This window comes from Lysinibacillus sp. G4S2 (assembly GCF_030348505.1).
GTDB lineage: Bacteria > Bacillota > Bacilli > Bacillales_A > Planococcaceae > Lysinibacillus.
In genome coordinates this window covers 3,972,736-3,992,012 of the sequence record NZ_JAUCFJ010000002.1, presented here as the reverse complement: position 1 = coordinate 3,992,012, position 19,277 = coordinate 3,972,736, and the positions used below count along the sequence as shown (strand labels likewise).

General features: G+C 35.8%; 14 protein-coding genes. 10 read left to right on the top strand and 4 right to left on the bottom strand.

Going from position 1 to position 19,277, the window contains the following annotated elements; genetic code table 11:
- Window positions 1-197: 197 nt before the first annotated feature.
- From QUF91_RS20270 to ltrA, 3 genes are all read right to left on the bottom strand, one after another.
- A complete protein-coding gene (locus QUF91_RS20270; protein WP_289419163.1) occupies window positions 198-1,394 on the bottom strand; it encodes an MFS transporter in 1,197 nt (398 codons plus the stop codon).
- Between the two features lie 93 nt (window positions 1,395-1,487).
- Entirely contained in the window at window positions 1,488-2,036 is a 549-nt protein-coding gene (locus QUF91_RS20265; protein WP_289419162.1) for a MarR family winged helix-turn-helix transcriptional regulator, read from the bottom strand.
- Between the two features lie 365 nt (window positions 2,037-2,401).
- Complete coding sequence (ltrA, locus tag QUF91_RS20260; protein ID WP_483308072.1) at window positions 2,402-4,213, bottom strand: group II intron reverse transcriptase/maturase; 1,812 nt, start codon at window positions 4,211-4,213, stop codon at window positions 2,402-2,404.
- Window positions 4,214-5,350: 1,137 nt separating this feature from the next.
- On the opposite strand from ltrA, the gene QUF91_RS20255 reads away from it, so the two are divergent.
- From QUF91_RS20255 to QUF91_RS28180, 4 genes are all read left to right on the top strand, one after another.
- Window positions 5,351-6,403, top strand: a complete 1,053-nt coding sequence (locus tag QUF91_RS20255) for a zinc-dependent alcohol dehydrogenase family protein (protein ID WP_289419161.1) — start codon at window positions 5,351-5,353, stop codon at window positions 6,401-6,403.
- Window positions 6,404-7,106: 703 nt separating this feature from the next.
- A complete protein-coding gene (locus QUF91_RS20250) occupies window positions 7,107-8,726 on the top strand; it encodes an amidohydrolase (protein ID WP_289419160.1) in 1,620 nt (539 codons plus the stop codon).
- A gap of 203 nt (window positions 8,727-8,929) precedes the next feature.
- The gene (locus QUF91_RS28185; protein ID WP_350224342.1) at window positions 8,930-9,148 is read left to right on the top strand and encodes a transposase; all 219 of its coding nucleotides are present in this window, start codon (window positions 8,930-8,932) and stop codon (window positions 9,146-9,148) included.
- A gap of 49 nt (window positions 9,149-9,197) precedes the next feature.
- Entirely contained in the window at window positions 9,198-9,308 is a 111-nt protein-coding gene (locus QUF91_RS28180; RefSeq protein WP_350224341.1) for a hypothetical protein, read from the top strand.
- A 269-nt stretch (window positions 9,309-9,577) separates the two neighbouring features.
- On the opposite strand, the gene QUF91_RS20245 is transcribed toward QUF91_RS28180, so the two are convergent.
- Window positions 9,578-10,489 carry a LysR family transcriptional regulator gene (locus tag QUF91_RS20245; RefSeq protein WP_285395970.1) on the bottom strand — a complete coding sequence of 304 codons (912 nt, stop codon included), beginning with the start codon at window positions 10,487-10,489 and terminating at the stop codon, window positions 9,578-9,580.
- Window positions 10,490-10,698: 209 nt separating this feature from the next.
- On the opposite strand from QUF91_RS20245, the gene QUF91_RS20240 reads away from it, so the two are divergent.
- The 6 genes from QUF91_RS20240 (at window position 10,699) to QUF91_RS20215 (ending at window position 19,263) form a co-directional block, all read left to right on the top strand.
- The gene (locus tag QUF91_RS20240) at window positions 10,699-12,075 is read left to right on the top strand and encodes an aminotransferase family protein (RefSeq protein ID WP_289419159.1); all 1,377 of its coding nucleotides are present in this window, start codon (window positions 10,699-10,701) and stop codon (window positions 12,073-12,075) included.
- Window positions 12,076-12,137: 62 nt separating this feature from the next.
- On the top strand, window positions 12,138-13,559 hold the full coding sequence (locus tag QUF91_RS20235) for an NAD-dependent succinate-semialdehyde dehydrogenase (RefSeq protein WP_289419158.1): 1,422 nt from the start codon (window positions 12,138-12,140) through the stop codon (window positions 13,557-13,559).
- Between the two features lie 167 nt (window positions 13,560-13,726).
- Entirely contained in the window at window positions 13,727-14,383 is a 657-nt protein-coding gene (locus QUF91_RS20230; protein WP_285395967.1) for a GNAT family N-acetyltransferase, read from the top strand.
- 157 nt (window positions 14,384-14,540) lie between these two features.
- Window positions 14,541-16,175, top strand: a complete 1,635-nt coding sequence (locus tag QUF91_RS20225) for an amidohydrolase (protein ID WP_289419157.1) — start codon at window positions 14,541-14,543, stop codon at window positions 16,173-16,175.
- 300 nt (window positions 16,176-16,475) lie between these two features.
- Window positions 16,476-17,816: an APC family permease gene (locus tag QUF91_RS20220; RefSeq protein ID WP_285395965.1), complete on the top strand. Its 1,341-nt coding sequence runs from the start codon at window positions 16,476-16,478 to the stop codon at window positions 17,814-17,816.
- Between the two features lie 58 nt (window positions 17,817-17,874).
- Entirely contained in the window at window positions 17,875-19,263 is a 1,389-nt protein-coding gene (locus QUF91_RS20215) for an APC family permease (RefSeq protein ID WP_289419156.1), read from the top strand.
- Window positions 19,264-19,277 lie beyond the last annotated feature (14 nt).

The following is a 19,277-nucleotide window of genomic DNA, read 5'->3' as shown; positions in this document are numbered from 1 at the left end:
AAAGACACAACGATCTTACTACACACTTTTTATTTATCCCACACTCTCATTTGTTAGTAGTACTATTTTGTATTACTAATGTTGCCGTTTCACTCGAATGACTAAGAGGTAAAAGATGGCTATATGGAACAACTACTAAAAAAGCATCGTTCTAAAATTTGAGAAGATGCTTTTTGATGCTAATAGTCCATCAATAATCAATTTAGGATTTTCTTAGTTTGCATTTTTATCATCATTGCAGAAACTAATCCGATACTAAGTGTTGTAGCAAGGAGAATGAATGCTACTGTAAAGCTACCTGTTTTCATAAAGTAAACAGATATAATGGGCGCAACACTTGTTCCAGCAAATAAAATAACCGTGTACATAGAGACTGCAATGCCACCCATATTCCAGCCTAATTGACTAACAAGTGTCACTAATGAAGGGACAGCAAGAGCAATTCCACTAACAAATAGGATACTAATGATGGTTAAACCAATTATGTTTGAAATAACGCTCATCATGATTAGTGCGATAATCGAAAGAGTCAAGGCAACTTTAAGTACAAACAACACATTGAATCGTTTTGCTAATTTTCCTGCAAAAGGTGACATTATCATTCCTAAAATACCTAAAGATCGAATGTAAATTAGTTTCTGACTACTCATTCCAAATGAAGCACTCGTAAGATACTCACCCAGAATAATATACATACTGACAAAAGACATTAATAGAACGAATGCAATCATATAACTGAATAGTAAATTTCCATTGGTAAAAATAGTACCGATCTTTTTCATGGGCTCCCATATATTTTTGGTTTGGTTATGAGCCACTCCTTTTGGTAAAAACCACGATACTAGGAAGGCAGTAAAAATATATACTATAGAAAGAACATAAAATATTACATGCCAATGAGTATGTTCACTAACATATCCGCTAAATACCTGACCTACAATTCCAGCTACAAGAAATCCTGTGCTTATAAAACCAACTGCTCCTACTTTTTTATCATTTGGAAATACCTCAAGAGTATATGCAAGTGCTACTGGTGAAAATGTAGCCGCCGCAAGTCCCTGTAACCCTCTTAGTAGTAGAATTAAAGAAAAATCATTAACCATTCCTAGTAGCAACGTTATAATACTTAATGAAAAAAGTCCCATAACAATCACATTTTTTCGTCCATATTTTTCTGATATAGCTCCATAGAAAAAACATCCTGTAGCAAATCCAAGTGAAAAAATACTTGAAGTGATGCCTGCTTTGGATAATGAAATATGAAAATAATCACTGAAAAGACTAATAAGAGGTATTGTTAAATATAAACTAGACATGACTACCATCCCTGACCAAGATAAAATAATTGTCATCAGAGAATAATTTGCTTGGTTTCCTGTAATTGCTTTGTTCATACAATAAATCACCCTTTTTAATTTGATTAACTTATAGTTAGACAATCTAATTAAATGATTAAAAAAATTAAACTGCATCAACGAAGCTACAGTTTAACGTTCCACCTCAAGTCTTCTTTGTATAGATTTTATTAATTTATTAACCAGCTTCTCAAAGACTTTTCGTTCATCGGGTTCCAAATCAATCATGTTAGAAGCACAAGATGACCAATAAGTTGGCAAAATCTCAGCAACAAAAGTACGACCTTCATCTGTTAAACTCACATAAATTTTCCTACGATCTTCTTTACTATGATTTCGTACGGTAAGATTTCTCTTTTCTAACCAATCTATCATTGAAGTTGCCGATGCCCTCGTAATCCCTAATCGTTCAGCTATAGCAGAAGGAGTCGCTCGTCTTTCACCATGTAGTGTAAGTAATATTAGTAAGTCTAATTTACTTTCTGTAATTCCGAAAGGAGCGAGCTCAATATCCATTACATCTAAAACGTAGTCACTTAACCACAACAACATTAATCCTAATTTTGCATTTTCTTGATCCGTATTACCCGAAGAAGTTGTTTGAATCAGCTCAATATACGGCTCTAGGCCTAATACTGGTAAATCATCTTCGTTAGTGGACATTTTTTTAAATTTTGTCATTTAATCACCTTTTAATTAGATTATCTAACTATCTACCATTCTAACTAAAAATCTAAATTGATGCAAGAAGTATTATTACCATAAATTTCTTTAATTTAAAGCAACACAAAAAGCACTAGTCTAGAACGGCGCTTTCCTATATTTCAAGTACACCTCACTTATTTTTGATACGGTTCACCGAAACTAATATTAAATTCGTTATAAAATTTAAATTCCTTATTGATACAGATAGGTAAGCTTTTGAAGTTATCGCCAGCTTTTCCCCCTGTTCACACCGTACGTGCGACTTTCATCGCATACGGCGTTCCAACTAATCCAATTTATTCTTTCTATATCTTAAGCAGACGAGTGCTTTTCTTCCATTATTAGATTATTTCATTGTTACATTTCAGTCGTAAATTATTTACTTTTACTATTTGCTTATTCGAAAGCTTTACAGCTTTTAAGAGCGTTTTAATTTTTGCCTGGTCTTTCAAATGTATAAGTTGATGTATAGCCTTATTCAAAATTATTAAGTTCGAATAACTATCATCTTTTGAAATGTTAAACGGATTAATATGATGACAATGCCAATCATTAATACCTAATTCTTCACCTAAAATGGCGCATTTGCCATACTGGGCAATGAACTTACTGATTCTGTTGTCGTTGTACTCAATAGATCTATTTGGAATGTAGTTTCTCATGATGTGAGAAAGAGTATTTTTATTGATAGCCTTTAGGCTATTATGAATTTTTGCTCTTCCTTCGACTGTAAAATTACAAATTATTTGTGAAAAACATAGTGTCTTTCCCCATCGTTGTGCATGGATAGGGACAAAAACCATGTTCTGTATCTTATACAGTTTAGCCTCGTATCCCTTGTACCTCTTCTGTAAAGTCTTAGTCATCTCATGGAACCTCGCCTCGGTTCTAATATTCTTTAATTGATTGTATAACGTCTTGCGTAGATGGAGATTTAACTCATTCAGATTAATTGTAATTTGAGTTGCAGCTGAGTAATAGTTTTGGATTCCCATCACAACGGTATTAAAATTCCAAACTGTCTGAATACAAGGCTTTCTCTTGATTACCCTTATGGCTTCTTTTATCTTTTGGAAAGCATTTGCTTTAGCCTTTTTCGACATATCAGACTTTGCTACATAACCAAATCTGGTCTTACCCTTTCTTATAGCTTTTATTGAAAAGCCTAGAAACTCTGATGAGTTTTTCTTTAAATTAACAACCTTTGATTTTTCTTCACTTAACTCCAAATGAAGCCTTATTCTCAAGAAGTCTTTCAGTGCGTAGTTCATTTTTATTGCGTTTGACCTAGTTCGGCACATTACTTTAAAATCGTCCGCATATCGGACGATGAAGCACTCTTTTAAAGCTGTTTTCTTTAAATGCTGATATTTACTGCCATTGGTGGAGTATGTATATCTGCTTTCAAACGTTTCCCATTGGTTACTAACCCACCAATCCAATTCATTTAATACAATGTTGGATAATAACGGTGACAGAATTCCTCCTTGCGGAGTACCTTTTGTAGGAATACCCTCTCCTTCAATCTCTGCTTTTAATAGCCTAGATATAATAGAAAGGAGTGATTTATCCCTTATGCCTAGAGACCACATTTGTTTTAAAAGCTTACTATGATTAACATTATCAAAGAAACCCTTAATATCTACATCAACACAATGATGAAGCCCAGTTTGATTGATAAGGAACTCAAGTCTAGCTTTCGCATGATGAGTGCTGCGATTCGGTCTAAACCCATAACTATGTTTATGGAATTTTGCTTCGCAAATTGGCTCTAAAATTTGAAGTATGCATTGTTGAAAGATTCTATCCCAAATCGTTGGTATCCCCAAAGGTCTAGTTTTATCCTTTCCTTTAGGAATAAGAACCCGTCTTACTGGCTGTGGTTCATACCATTTAAACATAGCTTGAACTCTTGCTATTACATCTTCCACAGTTAAATGCAAGATATCATTAATTGTTAATTTATCAGTTCCCGCAGTTTTACTACCTGTATTTCTTTTGATGTTTCGGTAGGCTAGACGTATATTGTCTTTAGAACTCATTAATTCTGTTAAGTCATAGAAGTGATGACCACTGACACTTTGAGTATAAAGTGTATCAAAACAATCTTGCATGCTATAATACTCATTGTGTCTCAATTTCTTCCGTTTCAATAAGTTGGTGACTCCTTTCGGAGTTAAACCTCTTTTAGTCTCACAAGAACCTTATTAACCGATAAAGAACTGCCTTACTTGGTTGAATAAATCTTTATTAGTCTAGTGGCTATCCCTCCATGTGTATTAGACATTTCCTTGGTACTGTGCCACCACTTTCACTGATATTAAGACATGTTATACAGTAATTATTATCATTAATGTTTTCCTTGCCACCGTTTCAATGGAAGTAAGTCCTCCACGTTATCAGCTTACAACGTTGAATTATATCTATTATGGAATGAACTTAGGTGCTTCCTCTAAGCCTGTTAGTATTCATACGCCTGTAACGTATCATGGATTTTCATATTAGTTATTTTTACTCATCCACAGCTAACCTCACAATTTGGTGATATACACATTTCTATGTATCGCAGGTATAGACCCGTACATTCAGAAGTTCGTCAGCTTAACCTTTTATTGTAGGTTTATTAGCATTCTCACCATATTCATTCAACTCAAGCATCATGATTTACACCACCCCCGCGGGTAGGCTTTCGTCAGCCGAACTGTTACGGTAAATTCTCACGCCTTTTCGCCGAGCTTATAACACTTTCATTCTTACTAAATCAAGTGCTATTCGACTAAGAGAGAACCCTTCTGAGCGTTACCTCTTCATTTGATTCTTCGATATAACCCTTCAATTCCGAAAGGAACTGCCTAGCCTTTACCAGATTGATGTAACCATCATCCATTTAAACTAGGAACATTTCGCACGACCTACCTGCTCAGTTAGTTGAAGAAGGTTTGGGGATGCTTTCCTGTACCGCCTACTTAAGCATTTCAAAATAATTAGCCACCCATTTGGAATTATTTTTTGCAATGTATTGCTCCGCAAGGAACAGCCGTTGCACCAGTTCCTTTTTCGATAACTTCATGTATTTTCTTTGTGCATTTTCAACACTTCGATTTGATTTTACTTTACGATAATCTATATCATTATTGGCTAGGTTTGACATTCTACTTGGTAAACTATTCTCTTTGATTTCACAATGGACATAATGTTAAAAAACATACTCTCTTATTTTAACTATATGATAGATGCCAGAAATTTCTGATTCCTGTTAAAGTAAAGAAAACATAAAAGGCGGGGATTTTATGAGAGCACTTGTCTTAGAAGAAATCGGTAAGCCGTTAGTTGTTAGAAACATGCCAGATCCAACCAACACAGCAGATGGTGTAATTGTTCGTGTTGAAGCTAACGGAGTTTGCAGGAGTGATTGGCACAGCTGGTTAGGGCATTGGAATTGGCTAGGAGTTGAGACTCCTCTTCCTCATATAATGGGACACGAATTTTGTGGTGTCATAGAGGATGTTGGGAAAGATGTGACAAGATTCAAGAAAGGCGACAGAGTAATTGTTCCTTTTACTCAAGGTGATGGCACATGTCCTATGTGTCAAGCTGGACACCATAATGTTTGCGATAACATTACGTTACCTGGTATCACCATGTGGGGTGGATACGGAAAATTTGTTCATATCCCTAATGCTGATACTAATCTAGTAATTTTACCAGAAAATATTGACTTTGTTGAGGCAGCTGGTATTGGATGTCGATTTATGACGGCATTTCACGGGGTTACTGATCAAGCACAGGTAAGACCGGGTGAATGGGTTGCTGTCCATGGTTGTGGGGGAGTTGGCCTTTCTGCAATTCAAATCATTACAGCCCTAGGAGCACACGCTATAGCAGTTGATATTGATGATGAAAAATTAGCTTTTGCAAAGAAATTAGGTGCTGTAGCCACAGTTAATTCAAAAAAAGAAAATGCTGCTGAGTTGATTAAAGAATTAACAAAAGGCGGGGCACACGTGTCAGTGGATGCTCTTGGAATAACTGAAACTTGTCAGTCAGCTATCAATAGTTTAGCTAAAAGAGGACGCCATTTACAAATAGGATTAACGACCAGTAATGAAAAAGGAATGATCCCCGTTCCTATTGATCTTATGGTCATTAATGAAATACAGATTGTTGGCTCTTATGGTATGCAAGCACCAAAATTTCCTCAAATGTTACGAATGATTGAAAATGGAATTTTAAGTCCTAAAGATTTAGTAACTCAAACAATATCTATAGAAGAAGCGGCAAGTGTAATTGAATCTATGGGGACTTATGCAAATATGGGTGTTACGGTTGTTAATAAGTGGTGAATGTAAAAGGGATTTACCTTAACTAGCTCAGACTGTAGACATTCTCGATTAAATAATGGATTTGACAACAGACTTTTGAAGTGTTTGGCAATCAAGGTTTGAGTAATCCATAGTTTATTTCTACTGTTATAATTAGTACTAATGGTTTTTATATTCTTCCGGGTGGCTTCATGGTCATTCTATCTGCAAAAAATGAAAAAAGTCTTCGTAAAAATGCAATTACTCTACCTTTCTATACAATTCATCTTGTGTTTGTATTCTTCATTGTTTTTCCAGCGTTCTATTATTACACCTGGTTTAGAAAATAGAGTTTTATCTCTATTAAATTTAGCAATAAAATTATTGTCCGATATATAAGGGTTTTTTAGTGGCTATTTCGCTAATGTATTCCAATCTAAAACTGATTGTAGCGTCTCCGCAGGAAATCGAGAAAGACGAGACCCTGCACGAGCGAATGTTTTCTGTGGAAAGCGTAGTGCTAACGTAGCGACAGCAATGTTTTATCTGTGCGAAAGCGGAGTGTTAACGAAGCAGCAGCGACAACACCAGAGGAGGAAGCGGCTCGGCGCTCACTCGCAGGAAAGCGATTGGCCCGTAGCGGAATCAGCCTCTTCGAATTAATTTAAATGTATAAAAATGGTTAATCAACACACCCGCTGATATTTATTAGATGAATTCAAAGAGTCGAAGGAGGATGTAACAAATGAAAGCAGATTTAGTATTTATAAATGGTGAAGTTATTACAATGGATGCAGATTCTCGAATTGAAGAAGCTGTTGCAATTAAGGAAAATCGTATTATTTTTGTAGGTTCTACCTTAGAGGTACAGCAACTGATAGACAGTAAAACAGAAATTATTGATTTGTGCGGAAAATCATTGCTACCAGGGTTTATAGATGCTCATATTCATTTAGTTATGTATGGATTAAACCAACTAGCTATTAGTTGCAAGGCTCATAATATTACTTCAAATGAGGACATAAAACAGGAATTACGAAAAAAAGTTCAAACTGTTCCTAAAGGTCAATGGATTCGAGCGTGGGGCTTTAATGAAACGACAATAAAAGAAAATCGTTACTTATCTATTAAGGAGCTAGATGAAATTTCTACAGAACATCCGATTATGATTACTCGTACTTGTGGTCATATTTCTATTGTAAACAGTAAAGCATTAGAATTAGCCGAAATTGATGCTAATACAAGCAATCCTGATGGGGGAATAATTGAGCGAGATACTAATGGTGCATTAACAGGTAAATTAATTGAAAAAGCGAATATGCGAATGAATGAAATTGCTAAATATACAGAGGTTGAGTTAAGACAAGCGATGAAAATAGCCTCTGATCATTTTGTTCAAGCAGGTATTACTAGTATCCATGAAGCAGGTGTTTCTGATACAGATACCTATCGTCTTTTACAGGAAGCGGTAAAAAATAAGGATATCGCTGTTCGTGTTTATGCAATTATTTGTACTTTAAATAATTCACATGAATTTGTAGGGAAAATGCTATCTGCAGGAGTACTAACAGGTACGGGTGATGAACGCTTTAAAATTGGTCCAGCCAAAATTTTTACGGATGGAAGTAGTACAGGTCCTACTATTGCAACAAGAGAGCCGTATACAAGTAACCCAAATGATCATGGCATTCTTTACTATAGTGAAGAAGAAATCTATCGTGTATTAGGTGAAGCTCATAAAAAAGGATATCAAATAACTGTACATGCTCAAGGGGATCGAGCTATTGAAATGTATTTGAATTGTGTAGAAAAGGCGCTTAATGAGCATCCAAGAGAAGATCATCGCCATCGAATTGAGCATGCGGGCATTTCTACACCAGATTTACAAGATAGAATGAAGAACCTTGGTGTTATTCCAATTCCAAATCCACCTTTCCATTTTGAATTCGGAGATATTTATGTGAAGAACTATGGAGAAAGAGTTAATTATATGTATCCAGTACGTGACTTTATTGATAAAGGTATTATATGTGCAGGTGGTTCTGATGCACCAGTTACGGATTATAATCCTCTACTAGGCATTCATACAGCAGTCAATCGAATAAGTAGCAGTAATTCTGAAATTGGAGTGAATCAAAAAGTTACAATATTGGAAGCTATAAAAATATATACGATCAATGGAGCATATGCGAGTTTCGAAGAAGATATTAAAGGTAGCTTAGAGGTAGGGAAATTAGCAGATTTAGTAGTATTAGATAACAGTATTCTAAGTCAAAATAATCATAGTATAAAAGATTTAAAAGTAGAAATGACGATTATAGATGGAAAAATTTTATACAAAAATGAAGCTCTAGTAAAAGCATAGAATAACATTTCGTATAACTTGAAAAGAATGTAGCACGATGTTATATATTGGTCTGCCATACCTAAAAGTAACGCATAATGACCTGGTCCGCCATGTACACATAATATCAAGCACAATGGACATATAAAAAACCTAATCCGTACACTGACCGCCTTGTTTTTTTGTGTCGATTCATCACCCTAGAATTTCCTTGATGATGGTATATCGATAGAATAGTAGAGAAATGTAGTTTAATACTGAGTGGTCCAACCACAATTCGAGTAAAAGTTCTAATAAGACGGAGTTGTAAAGTAAGGGGAATCATCATTTTGCAAGGCAGTGTTGGGAAAGACCATATTCATTTGTTACTATCATGCCCACCAAGTTTGGCACCAAGCAAAATCTTGCAATTTCTAAAAGGAAGTTCGTCAAGACTGTTGTAAGACGAATTTCCTGAATAAAAAAAGATATTGGGACCAACATCTATGGGCGATGGGATACTTTTGTGTGACAGTTGGTACAGTAAACGAGGAAATTATAAGAAATTACATTGCGAAACAATTTAATGAACATGAGAATGATGTTTTCTGTATTGAAGAATGAGTTTAGTCCATATTCACTGTGCTTGAGCACAAGAGCTTTGAGAAGGGCTTCAGCCTTAGATAAAAAAGACTTTAGTCGTGGACATTCATGACAAAATCCACCTGCTAAAAAAACTCGATCCATTCAGTATTGGGCGAGTTTTTTTAGCAGGTGGTAATTTAAAGCACTCTTATCTTAACTTAACTGATGTTAAAGTGAGAATGCTTATTTTGACTTATTATGCATTATCTACCGAGTAATTTAACTTGATGGCCATTACTTAAATCACATTAATCATTGAAAATGCTTGTCATTTTCTCTGCAACCTCTTCGGTAATCGCAAGAAATCGTTTGGAAATTGATGTCATGTAACGATCCTTAAGTGTAATTATATTAAGTTTTGTTTGTAACACTGGATTTGCTAGTGGTCTAAGTACCGGTAAATCAGGAGAATTAAGTAGCTTGAAACAGCTAGGTACAAAACAAATTCCTGCGTCTTTCATTACCATCATAAGTGTTGGTAATGTTTCTGTCCCCCAGTAAACGACATTAGGCGTAAATCCACTTTTTTGGCATGCCTCAATCACATCATCAGCAACACCTGATCCATAAGATGTTGTATTTAAAAGAAATCGTTCGTTCTTCAAGTCTGCAATATCAATAGAATCTTTTTCACATAGATGATGGTTTGGTGGAAGAGCTAAAAGTAAAGGTTCTGTTAGTAGTAATGAAGTATGGATGTCCTCAGCTCTCACTGAAGTTCGGACAATTCCAATATCTATTTTATGACTTCGTAATTCTTCTAAAATATAGGATGTATTACCCTCACGAACATGTGTAACTATGTTAGGAGTTTCCTTTTGAATTTTTTTTAAAACATTTGGCAAAATAAATAGATTTGCTGAAGTAGTACAACCCAATTTCACAGTACCTCTAATTCCTTCATGAAACTCGACTAATTGCTTCTCCGTATTCTCAGATAAATCAAGTAATTCTTTTCCTTTTTCATATAAAAATACTCCACTTGGTGTTAATTCAAGAGATCTACCTAAACGATTAAACAAAGTGACATTTAATTCTTGTTCAAATTTTCTAATTAAAATACTTAAGGGGGGTTGAGTCATTTGCAGTACAGTAGCAGCTTTTGTAATGCTACCTTCCTCAACTACTGTAATAAAACAATGTAAACGATGAAGGTTCATTTTGATAACTCCTCCTTTTAGTATTCATAAAATATATGGAAGTCATATAAATATTATAATTTACATTATAAAAATGTAAAGATATACTATTTTTATAATTAAGAATAGTTAGAAAATTGGTTCTGAACTGTATTTCAGTTTTAAGTTAGTTGATACCAGAGTGTGTCCATCCAATCGCAAATATTAATTTATAAATGGAGGTTTTATCAATGACAACTAAAATTACTCAACAATCAAAAACTGTAGCGTTAGCTAAACTGGACAAAAAGCACTTGCTACATCCAGCTACAAATCCGAAGGCTTTAATTGACAATGGACCGCCTATTATCTTTGTTAAAGGTAAAGGCGTTACAGTTACAAGTACGGATGATGTGGAATACATCGACGGGATGTCAATGCTTTGGAACGTGAACTTAGGGCATGGGAATCAAGAACTTGCAGATGCTGGTAATAGTCAATTATCTACCCTCGCGTATGCATCATCATTTAAAGGATTCTCAAATGAACCATCCATTCTACTTGCTGAAAAATTAGCTGAGTTAGCACCAGGAGATTTAAATAGTGTATTCTACACTTCTGGTGGGTCAGAATCAAATGATACAGCAATTAAATTAGCTCGTTTCTACTGGGAGCTTAAAGGGAAATCAGAAAAAAGAAAGATTATTGCGCTAACGAATGCTTATCACGGTGTAACAATAGGAGCGCAAACAGCTACTGGTCTTGCAGCATACCACAAGTTCGCATCATCAAATATAGAAGGAGTTGTTCGTGCAACAGCCCACCTATTAAACAGCGAGTTAGGTGATAAAAGTGACCCGAACTATGCAGATTCTATCCGTGGAACAATTGAAAGAGAAGGTGCGGAGACGATTGCCGGAATTATTATTGAACCTGTGCAAGGTGCGGGCGGAGTTAATATTCCACCAGAAGGTTACTTAGAAGCAGTTCGTAAAATCTGTGACGAGCACAATATCCTTTTCATGGCAGATGAAGTTATTTGCGGATTTGGTCGTACGGGGAAAATGTTTGGTGTAAGCAACTGGAATGTTGTCCCTGATATGATGTCAATTGCAAAAGGAATTACGAGTGGTTATTCGCAACTTGGCGGGGTCATGATGAATGATGAAATTAGAGAAACAATTGCTAACTTCGATGCTGTTATCCCACATGGTTTCACATATAGTGGCCATCCGACTGCTTGTGCGATTGGACTGAAAAACATTGAAATACTAGAGCGTGATCATATTATTGACCACGTAAACGAAATGGAGAAAGAACTTAAAAAAGGTTTAGATTACTTAGCTGAAAAACATAGTATTGTAACAAATTGCAGAGTAATTGGTCTGTTGGCTGCATTTGAACTTTATGAAGATCCAACAAATGGAAAATTGTTTGATCCAACTGTTTTCCCAGCAAACGCGGTAGTTGACGCATGTTTCAATCGCCAATTAATATTAAGAGCGCTTGGAGCGTATAACCAAATTGTGGCAATTGCACCACCGCTTATTATTAACAAAGAAGAAATTGAAAAAATGATTCAAATTATAGACGATTCGATTACTGCTTTTAAACAGACACGCAACTAAACTATTCCTATAAAGTAAGTTGAGTAGTGGTGTTTAAAGTTAAAAAAGGGGGAGGTGCTCTAGTGCTTTATATAAATGGTGAATGGCGAGATACAGGAAATAAATTGGATGTAACAAATCCTGCGACAGGAGAAATAATTAGAACTGTTGCTACAGGTGGTAAAACTGAAACTAAAGAAGCAATCGAAAGTGCGAAGAGAGCATTTGAATTCTGGGGTAAGACAACTGGAAATGAGCGCAGCAACTACCTGTTTCAAGTGGTTCAATTGATGAAAGAAAAAACAAAAGAATTAGCTGAAACAATTACACTTGAAAATGGTAAGCCTTTACCAGATGCTACTCGTGAAGTTGCAGGTGCGATCGGTTATTTAGAATGGTATGCAGAGGAAGCTAAGAGAATTTATGGGGAAACAATTCCTGCATCTGCAGCTGATAAACACTTAATGGTAATTCGCGAACCTGTTGGGGTATGTGCAGCTATTACACCATGGAATTTCCCGTTATCGATGATTACAAGAAAAATTGCACCTGCACTTGCTGCAGGTTGTACGATTGTTTTAAAACCGGCTGACTTAACTCCTCTTTCAGCGATAAAAGTATTCGAATGCTTTCATGAAGTTGGACTACCTGCTGGAGTTGCAAACCTGGTAATTGGCCCAGCTGAAGAAATTGGAAACGAGATGACGAGTAACCCAGACGTTCGTAAAATCACATTTACTGGCTCGACGCGTGTGGGGAAAAAACTTATCCGTGATTCGTCTGATACAGTGAAGAAAATATCAATGGAGCTTGGTGGACACGCACCGTATATTGTGTTTGAAGATGCTGATATTGACGCAGCAGTTAATGGTATCTTAGTGTCTAAGTTTATTAACTCAGGTCAAACTTGCATCAGCACCAACCGGATTTACGTAGCAGAAACTGTAGCTGATGAATTCTCAGGAAAGTTAGCTGAAAAGGTATCTAAATTAGTTGTAGGAAATGGATTAGAAGATGGCGTAAATGTCGGTCCAGTAATTAATAAAGTGGCTCTTGAAAAAGTGAAAAGTCAAGTAGAAGACGCTGTGAAACATGATGGTAAAGTAATTACGGGTGGTAATGTATTTACATTAAATAATGGTAGCGGTTACTTCTTTGAGCCCACAGTTATTCAATATGCAAGCGATAATATGAAGATTACAACAGAAGAAACATTTGGACCAGTTGCACCAATTTATACATTTAAGACGGAAGAAGAGGTAGTTGAAAGAGCAAACCATCCTGAATATGGTCTTGCAGCTTATTGTTATACGCGAGACATTGGTCGAGGCTTACGAATGATGCGTGCTTTAGAGTTCGGAATTGTTGGTATTAATGATCCAGCTCCAGTGGTTGTACAAGCTCCGTTTGGTGGTATGAAGGAAAGTGGAATGGGGAAAGAAGGCGGTTGGTACGGACTTGAGGAGTACTTGGAGAAGAAGTTTGTATCGATTTATTTAAAATAATAGAAAATGTCACTAATCTAGGTAACTAAATATATTGTAGTAGACTTATCTACATTCTCCATGTCTCCCATACCGTGTTTCTAAAGAATGTATGGGAGACAGTCTACACAATTAATAAAGTTATAAACTTAAATTTTATTCCAATAAAAGAAGAGGGTGAATTTATTATGTCTCAAGTAAATTTAAAAAATAATGGACAAGAAATAGTTGTCCGCAATATTTTAAAAGAGGATCTTGCTGAAGTTGCCGCACTTTCTATGAAGTGTTTTGGACCTGATATGGCATTAAAATATGAGCATTTTGAAAGTCAGATTGAGTTGTTTCCAGAAGGTCAAATTTGTCTAGAATATAACGGTAAAATTGTAGGAACCGCTTTAAGTCTAATTGTAAATTTTGAAGATTACGGAGATAGTCACTCATATTTTCAAATCTGTGATTTAGGATTTATTCGAAATCATAACCCTAATGGTAGAAACCTATATGGTATTGAAATTGGAGTACACGAAGATTTTAGAGGGTTACAATTGGGACGTCATTTGTATGATGGCCGAAAAAGAATATGTGAGAAACTTAACTTAGAAAGTATCTTAGTAGGTGGTCGTATACCTTTTTACTATAAATATGCTGAGCAGATGAGTGCAGATGAGTATGCACTAGAGGTAATGAAAGGGAAAATATATGATCCTGTATTAACATTCCAAATGAAAAACGGATACGTATTAAATAAAGTAATGCCAGGCTATTTACCTGGGGATGTTGAGTCATTAGAATATGCAACACTTTTGGAATGGAAAAATCCAGTTTACAAGCTTAAATTAGTATGAGTCTTTTGTCCGTTATGTTCGCCTATTTTTATAGGCGAACAGTGGATGTCCATTGTTTAATGCGGTTATTTAACTTCTTTATTTGTGTAAGCGCTTTCAATTAATTGTTATAAGAGTTCCATTAGAAGTAAATCTTAGGTAAAGAGAGGAGTTATAAATGGTTATCGCTGATAAAGTTATTTCGAGTGAAGCAGTATTTACAGGTTTAGAAAATGAAGCAAAGCCAGCTGCTATTGCGATTAAAGGTAACAAAATCATTGCGGTAGGTTCGATGGATGAAATAAAACCATTTATAGGTTTAGACACGAAGGAATTTCATTATGGCAACCAACTCATTATGCCAGGATTTCATGATGCGCACCTTCATCTCATGTTTGGTAGTCTTTTCACGCATGCAAGTATCAATTTATCGGATGCTCATTCGGAAGAAGAAGTTGCTAGTTTAGTAAAGCAATTCTCGGAAAACGTGCATGCTGATGAGTGGATTATAGGTTATGGATGGGATCATACAAATTGGCCAGAGAAATGCTTGCCGACACGTTTTTCTTTAGACAAAGTAGTTCCTAATCGCCCGATTATTCTTTTCCACGCAGAAGGTCATTATTCGTGGGTTAATAGTTTAGCACTTGAAAATGCAAGGGTTACAAATGAAACTGAAGACCCTCCTAATGGTACGATTCAAAAAGATGAAAATAATGAAATCACAGGAATTCTTCTTGAAACAGCAATGAATTTAGTTGTGGATATTGCTCTCGCATTTCCGGATAAACGAAAAGAAGAATTGTTTGAAGAGTTCTTAAAAAAATCAGCTCAATTAGGCATTACATCAGTAAATGATTTGTTTGCAAGTAGTTTTGATAAGTTAAATAGTTTCGATATGTATAAGGCATATGAGGAAGCTGGAAAACTTACGACTCGAATTCATCTTTACCCTGAGTTAAATGATGATATAGATAGAGCGATAAGCTTGCGAGAAAAGTATAATTCCGAAAAATTACAGCTTGCAGGACTTAAGCAGTTTATTGATGGCGTTGTAACTGGACATACCGCATACATGTTAGATCCTTATTTAGACAAACCTATAACACGAGGGAGTACAGCTTTTCCTGTAGAAACAATCAAAAACTGGGTGACAAAAGCGGACAAAGAAGGATTTCAAATTCGCTTCCACACAATTGGTGATGGTGCAGTTAGGCTTGCTCTAGATATATTTGAAGCAGCAAGGATGGATAATGGTGTGAGAGATTCACGACACGCGCTAGAGCATATTGAAGTGATTCATCCGACAGATATTAAGAGATTTAAAGAATTGGGGGTTGTTCCATCTGTACAGCCTTCTCATCTAGCATTGATGCCAAAAGAAAGTCATACTTTGCGTGTCGGTAAAGAGAAAGACCCTTATACGTATTTATGTAAAACGTTATACGACGCAGTCGAGTATATTGCTCTTGGTACAGACTATCCAATTGCAACATTAGACCCTTTTAAAGAAATTTTCCATGCGATTACGAGACTAGACTTTACTGGTGATTATGAGTGGAATAGTCAAGAGCAGATAACACTCGCAGAAGCGTTGAAATCGTATACAAAAGGTTCAGCATACAGCACATTCAGAGAAAAAGATTTGGGTACATTAGAAGTTGGAAAATTAGCAGATATTATTGTACTAGATAAAAACCTCTTTGAAGTAGAAAATAAAGAAATTCTTCAAACGAAAGTTTTGTTAACAATTATGGATGGTGAAGTTGTTTATCTTTATTCAGCAGAAGACTCCCACCTCTATAGGTGGTGAGATGAATGCGATTTTTGGTACCTTTTCAGTGGGTGTCCAAACACCTACTGAAATAGAGGAACGCCGTCTAAAAGGGCCACGTCCTGTGGCAACGACGGCATGACCAACATAATGTTGGCCTAAAGCCTCCGGCGGATGTCACGGATTTTCAAAGGAATGAATTGTGCGGGCACAATTCAAAATCCGGACGCAATTACGCCAAGGCGTAATTGATAGTGAATTAGTCTACGATCCTACTATTTTAGTTAATTGATCATTTTACCGGGAAGATTTTTTTATTACTATTCGAGGAGTGAAAAAATGAAACATCCTGTTAATTTGTCTAGATCGCTTTCTTTAACGTCTGTTGTTGTTACTGGGTTGGCCTTTATGGCTTTAACTACAGTGTTTAGCACATACGGCATAGCCTCTCAAATATCTCATGGTATGGTCGCTGGATCGTATGTAATTGCATTAATTGTGATGATGTTTACAGCTCATAGTTATGGTCAAATGGCAAAAGCATACCCCATTGCGGGATCTGCCTATACTTATGCGCAAAAAGCGATTAATTCTCATGTTGGTTTCTTAGTGGGATGGGCAATTTTAATGGATTATCTCTTGATCCCAATGGTTAATTTTTTACTATTTGGTATTTTCTTCTCAGCTGCCATACCTGAAGTTCCACAGTATGTTTGGATACTTACATTAGTAGTTCTTGTGACGTTTGTAAATGTTAAAGGTGTAAAGTTAAGCGCAAATATCAACATGATTGTAATAGGCTTATCGGTATTATTTATACTTGTCTTTTGCATCTTATCAGTTAAATCAATAGTAACTGGAACCGGGACTGGCATTTTATTTAACCTTGATCCCTTTATTAATACCGAGGAGTCATTTAAGTATATAGTTGCTGGTGCTGCACTATTATGTTTCTCTTTCCTCGGTTTTGATGCAGTTTCTACTTTTTCAGAAGAAGTAAAAAATCCGGAGAAAAACATACCACGTGCAATATCTTTAGTAACAATAATTGGTGGATTATGTTTTGTAGTCGTATCTTATCTTGCACATAATGTTTGGCCAGATTATACGAGTTTTAAAGATGCTGATTCTGCTGCCTATGAAATTGCTTTCCTAGTAGGCGGGAATGCCTTACAAGCAGCATTCCTAGCAAAAACTGCAGTGGTTGTATTTGGTTCCGCGTCCGCATCTCAAGCAAGTGCTGCACGTGTATTATACGCAATGGGAAGAGATGGACAATTACCTAAAAATTTTTTTGGAAAACTAAATAAAAGAACGAGAACCCCAGTCAACAACATTTTATTAATTGGTCTTTTATCATTATCTGCAATGTTTTTAAGTCTAACCTTTGTCGCGTCTTTCATTAACTTTGGCGCCCTACTTGCATTTACTGCTGTGAATCTATCCGTTGTATTTTTATATTACGGTAAGCGAAAAGAACGCTCCTTAAAGGGGATAATCTTCTATTTGATTTTTCCATTAATCGGAGCAGTACTGACAACTTGTTTGCTTTTCAATCTAGATGTTTATTCGATTACTCTTGGTAGTATTTGGTTGGGTATTGGTGTTATTTATTTATTATTTATGACAAAAGGTCTTAAGCATAAACCACCAGTGCTCAATACAGATCAGATTGATTAGTCGCAGTTTAAAACATTAATGAAGCAGCTAAAAATATGTAAAGAGGATGGATGAATGAATGACAGATAACACTACGCTCAAAAGGTCATTAGGTGTTTGGTCAATTGTTGCATTGGGATTAGGATATATGACGCCTACAGTGGTCTTTGATACGTTTGGAATTGTATCAAAATTAACAAATGGTGTAGTACCAATGGCTTATTTTGTCGCCTTGTTAGTAATGGTATTGACAGCGATTAGTTATGGAAAGATGGTACAGGTATTCCCGGCTGCTGGTTCAGCATATACATACACCCGGGAAACAATGGGGTCTCATCTAGGATTCCTCGTAGGATGGGCATCGTTATTAGATTATTTATTATTACCTTTAGTTAATGCATTAATTATTCGAATATATATGGAATCTCTGTTTCCGAATGTACCTGTTTGGATTTGGGTTTTTGCTTATGTCATTGTAGTTACTGCAATTAATGCTTATAGTATGGAATCAACATCCAGCTTAAACTTTATACTCGTTGTTTTCACGATTTGTTTAATAGGTATCTTCATAATACTTGCTTCTGTACAACTTTATAACGGTATGGGAACTGGTACTTTATTCACGATTCATCCACTATCACATGAAAATGTAAAATTAATAGCCGTTTTAACTGGGGCAACAGTAGTAGCTTTCTCGTTTATCGGTTTCGACGCAATAACAATGTATACGGAAGAAGCAAAGGATACATCAACAGTTCCTAGAGCAATCCTTCTAACTGTTTTAATCGGTGGGGGTATTTTCTTTATTGCTTCTTATTTTACACAAGCATTATTCCCGGATGTTTCTGTGTTCAAAAATGTAGATGATACATTGCCGGAAATTGGTTTATATGTAGGAGGTAAGTTATTCCAACTGCTTTTCATTGCAGGAGCTTTCGCTGCTACTGTAGCTTCAGGACTTGCATCTCATGCAAGTGCATCTCGTTTGCTGTTTGTTATGGGCAGAAATGGTGTACTTCCTAAAAAAACTTTCGGATACTTACACCCTAAATTTAGAACGCCTGTTTTTACGATTGTTTTGACGGGAATCGTATCATTATTTGCAATAGGACCAAATTTAGAATTAATTGCTTCAGTCATTAACTTTGGGGCATTAATTGCATTCACATTCGTTAACCAATCTGTTATTGTTCTTTTCTATATTCGTCAGAAAAGGAGATCAGGCAGTGAAACCTTTAAGTACTTAATTATGCCTTCTTTCGGAGCATTAGCTACTGGAGTTCTTTGGTATCATTTACACGCTGATGCATTTATAGGTGGAATCGTTTGGCTTATAATCGGAATCATTTACATGCTGTTTATAACAAGATTCTTTAAAAAAGAACTTGGAAGCATGGACTCTATTGATGACTTGGAGTCATTAGATAAAGAGATTTTTAATGAAGATAAGATTAAAGTCTTGAATTAACTATTTAGAGGATG

Coding starts and splice junctions, on each gene's coding strand:
- QUF91_RS20270 (WP_289419163.1), bottom strand. CDS start 1,394: ATGAACAAAGCAATTACAGGAAACCAAGCAAATTATTCTCTGATGACA.
- QUF91_RS20265 (WP_289419162.1), bottom strand. CDS start 2,036: ATGACAAAATTTAAAAAAATGTCCACTAACGAAGATGATTTACCAGTA.
- QUF91_RS20255 (WP_289419161.1), top strand. CDS start 5,351: ATGAGAGCACTTGTCTTAGAAGAAATCGGTAAGCCGTTAGTTGTTAGA.
- QUF91_RS20250 (WP_289419160.1), top strand. CDS start 7,107: ATGAAAGCAGATTTAGTATTTATAAATGGTGAAGTTATTACAATGGAT.
- QUF91_RS28180 (WP_350224341.1), top strand. CDS start 9,198: ATGGGATACTTTTGTGTGACAGTTGGTACAGTAAACGAGGAAATTATA.
- QUF91_RS20245 (WP_285395970.1), bottom strand. CDS start 10,489: ATGAACCTTCATCGTTTACATTGTTTTATTACAGTAGTTGAGGAAGGT.
- QUF91_RS20240 (WP_289419159.1), top strand. CDS start 10,699: ATGACAACTAAAATTACTCAACAATCAAAAACTGTAGCGTTAGCTAAA.
- QUF91_RS20230 (WP_285395967.1), top strand. CDS start 13,727: ATGTCTCAAGTAAATTTAAAAAATAATGGACAAGAAATAGTTGTCCGC.
- QUF91_RS20225 (WP_289419157.1), top strand. CDS start 14,541: ATGGTTATCGCTGATAAAGTTATTTCGAGTGAAGCAGTATTTACAGGT.
- QUF91_RS20220 (WP_285395965.1), top strand. CDS start 16,476: ATGAAACATCCTGTTAATTTGTCTAGATCGCTTTCTTTAACGTCTGTT.
- QUF91_RS20215 (WP_289419156.1), top strand. CDS start 17,875: ATGACAGATAACACTACGCTCAAAAGGTCATTAGGTGTTTGGTCAATT.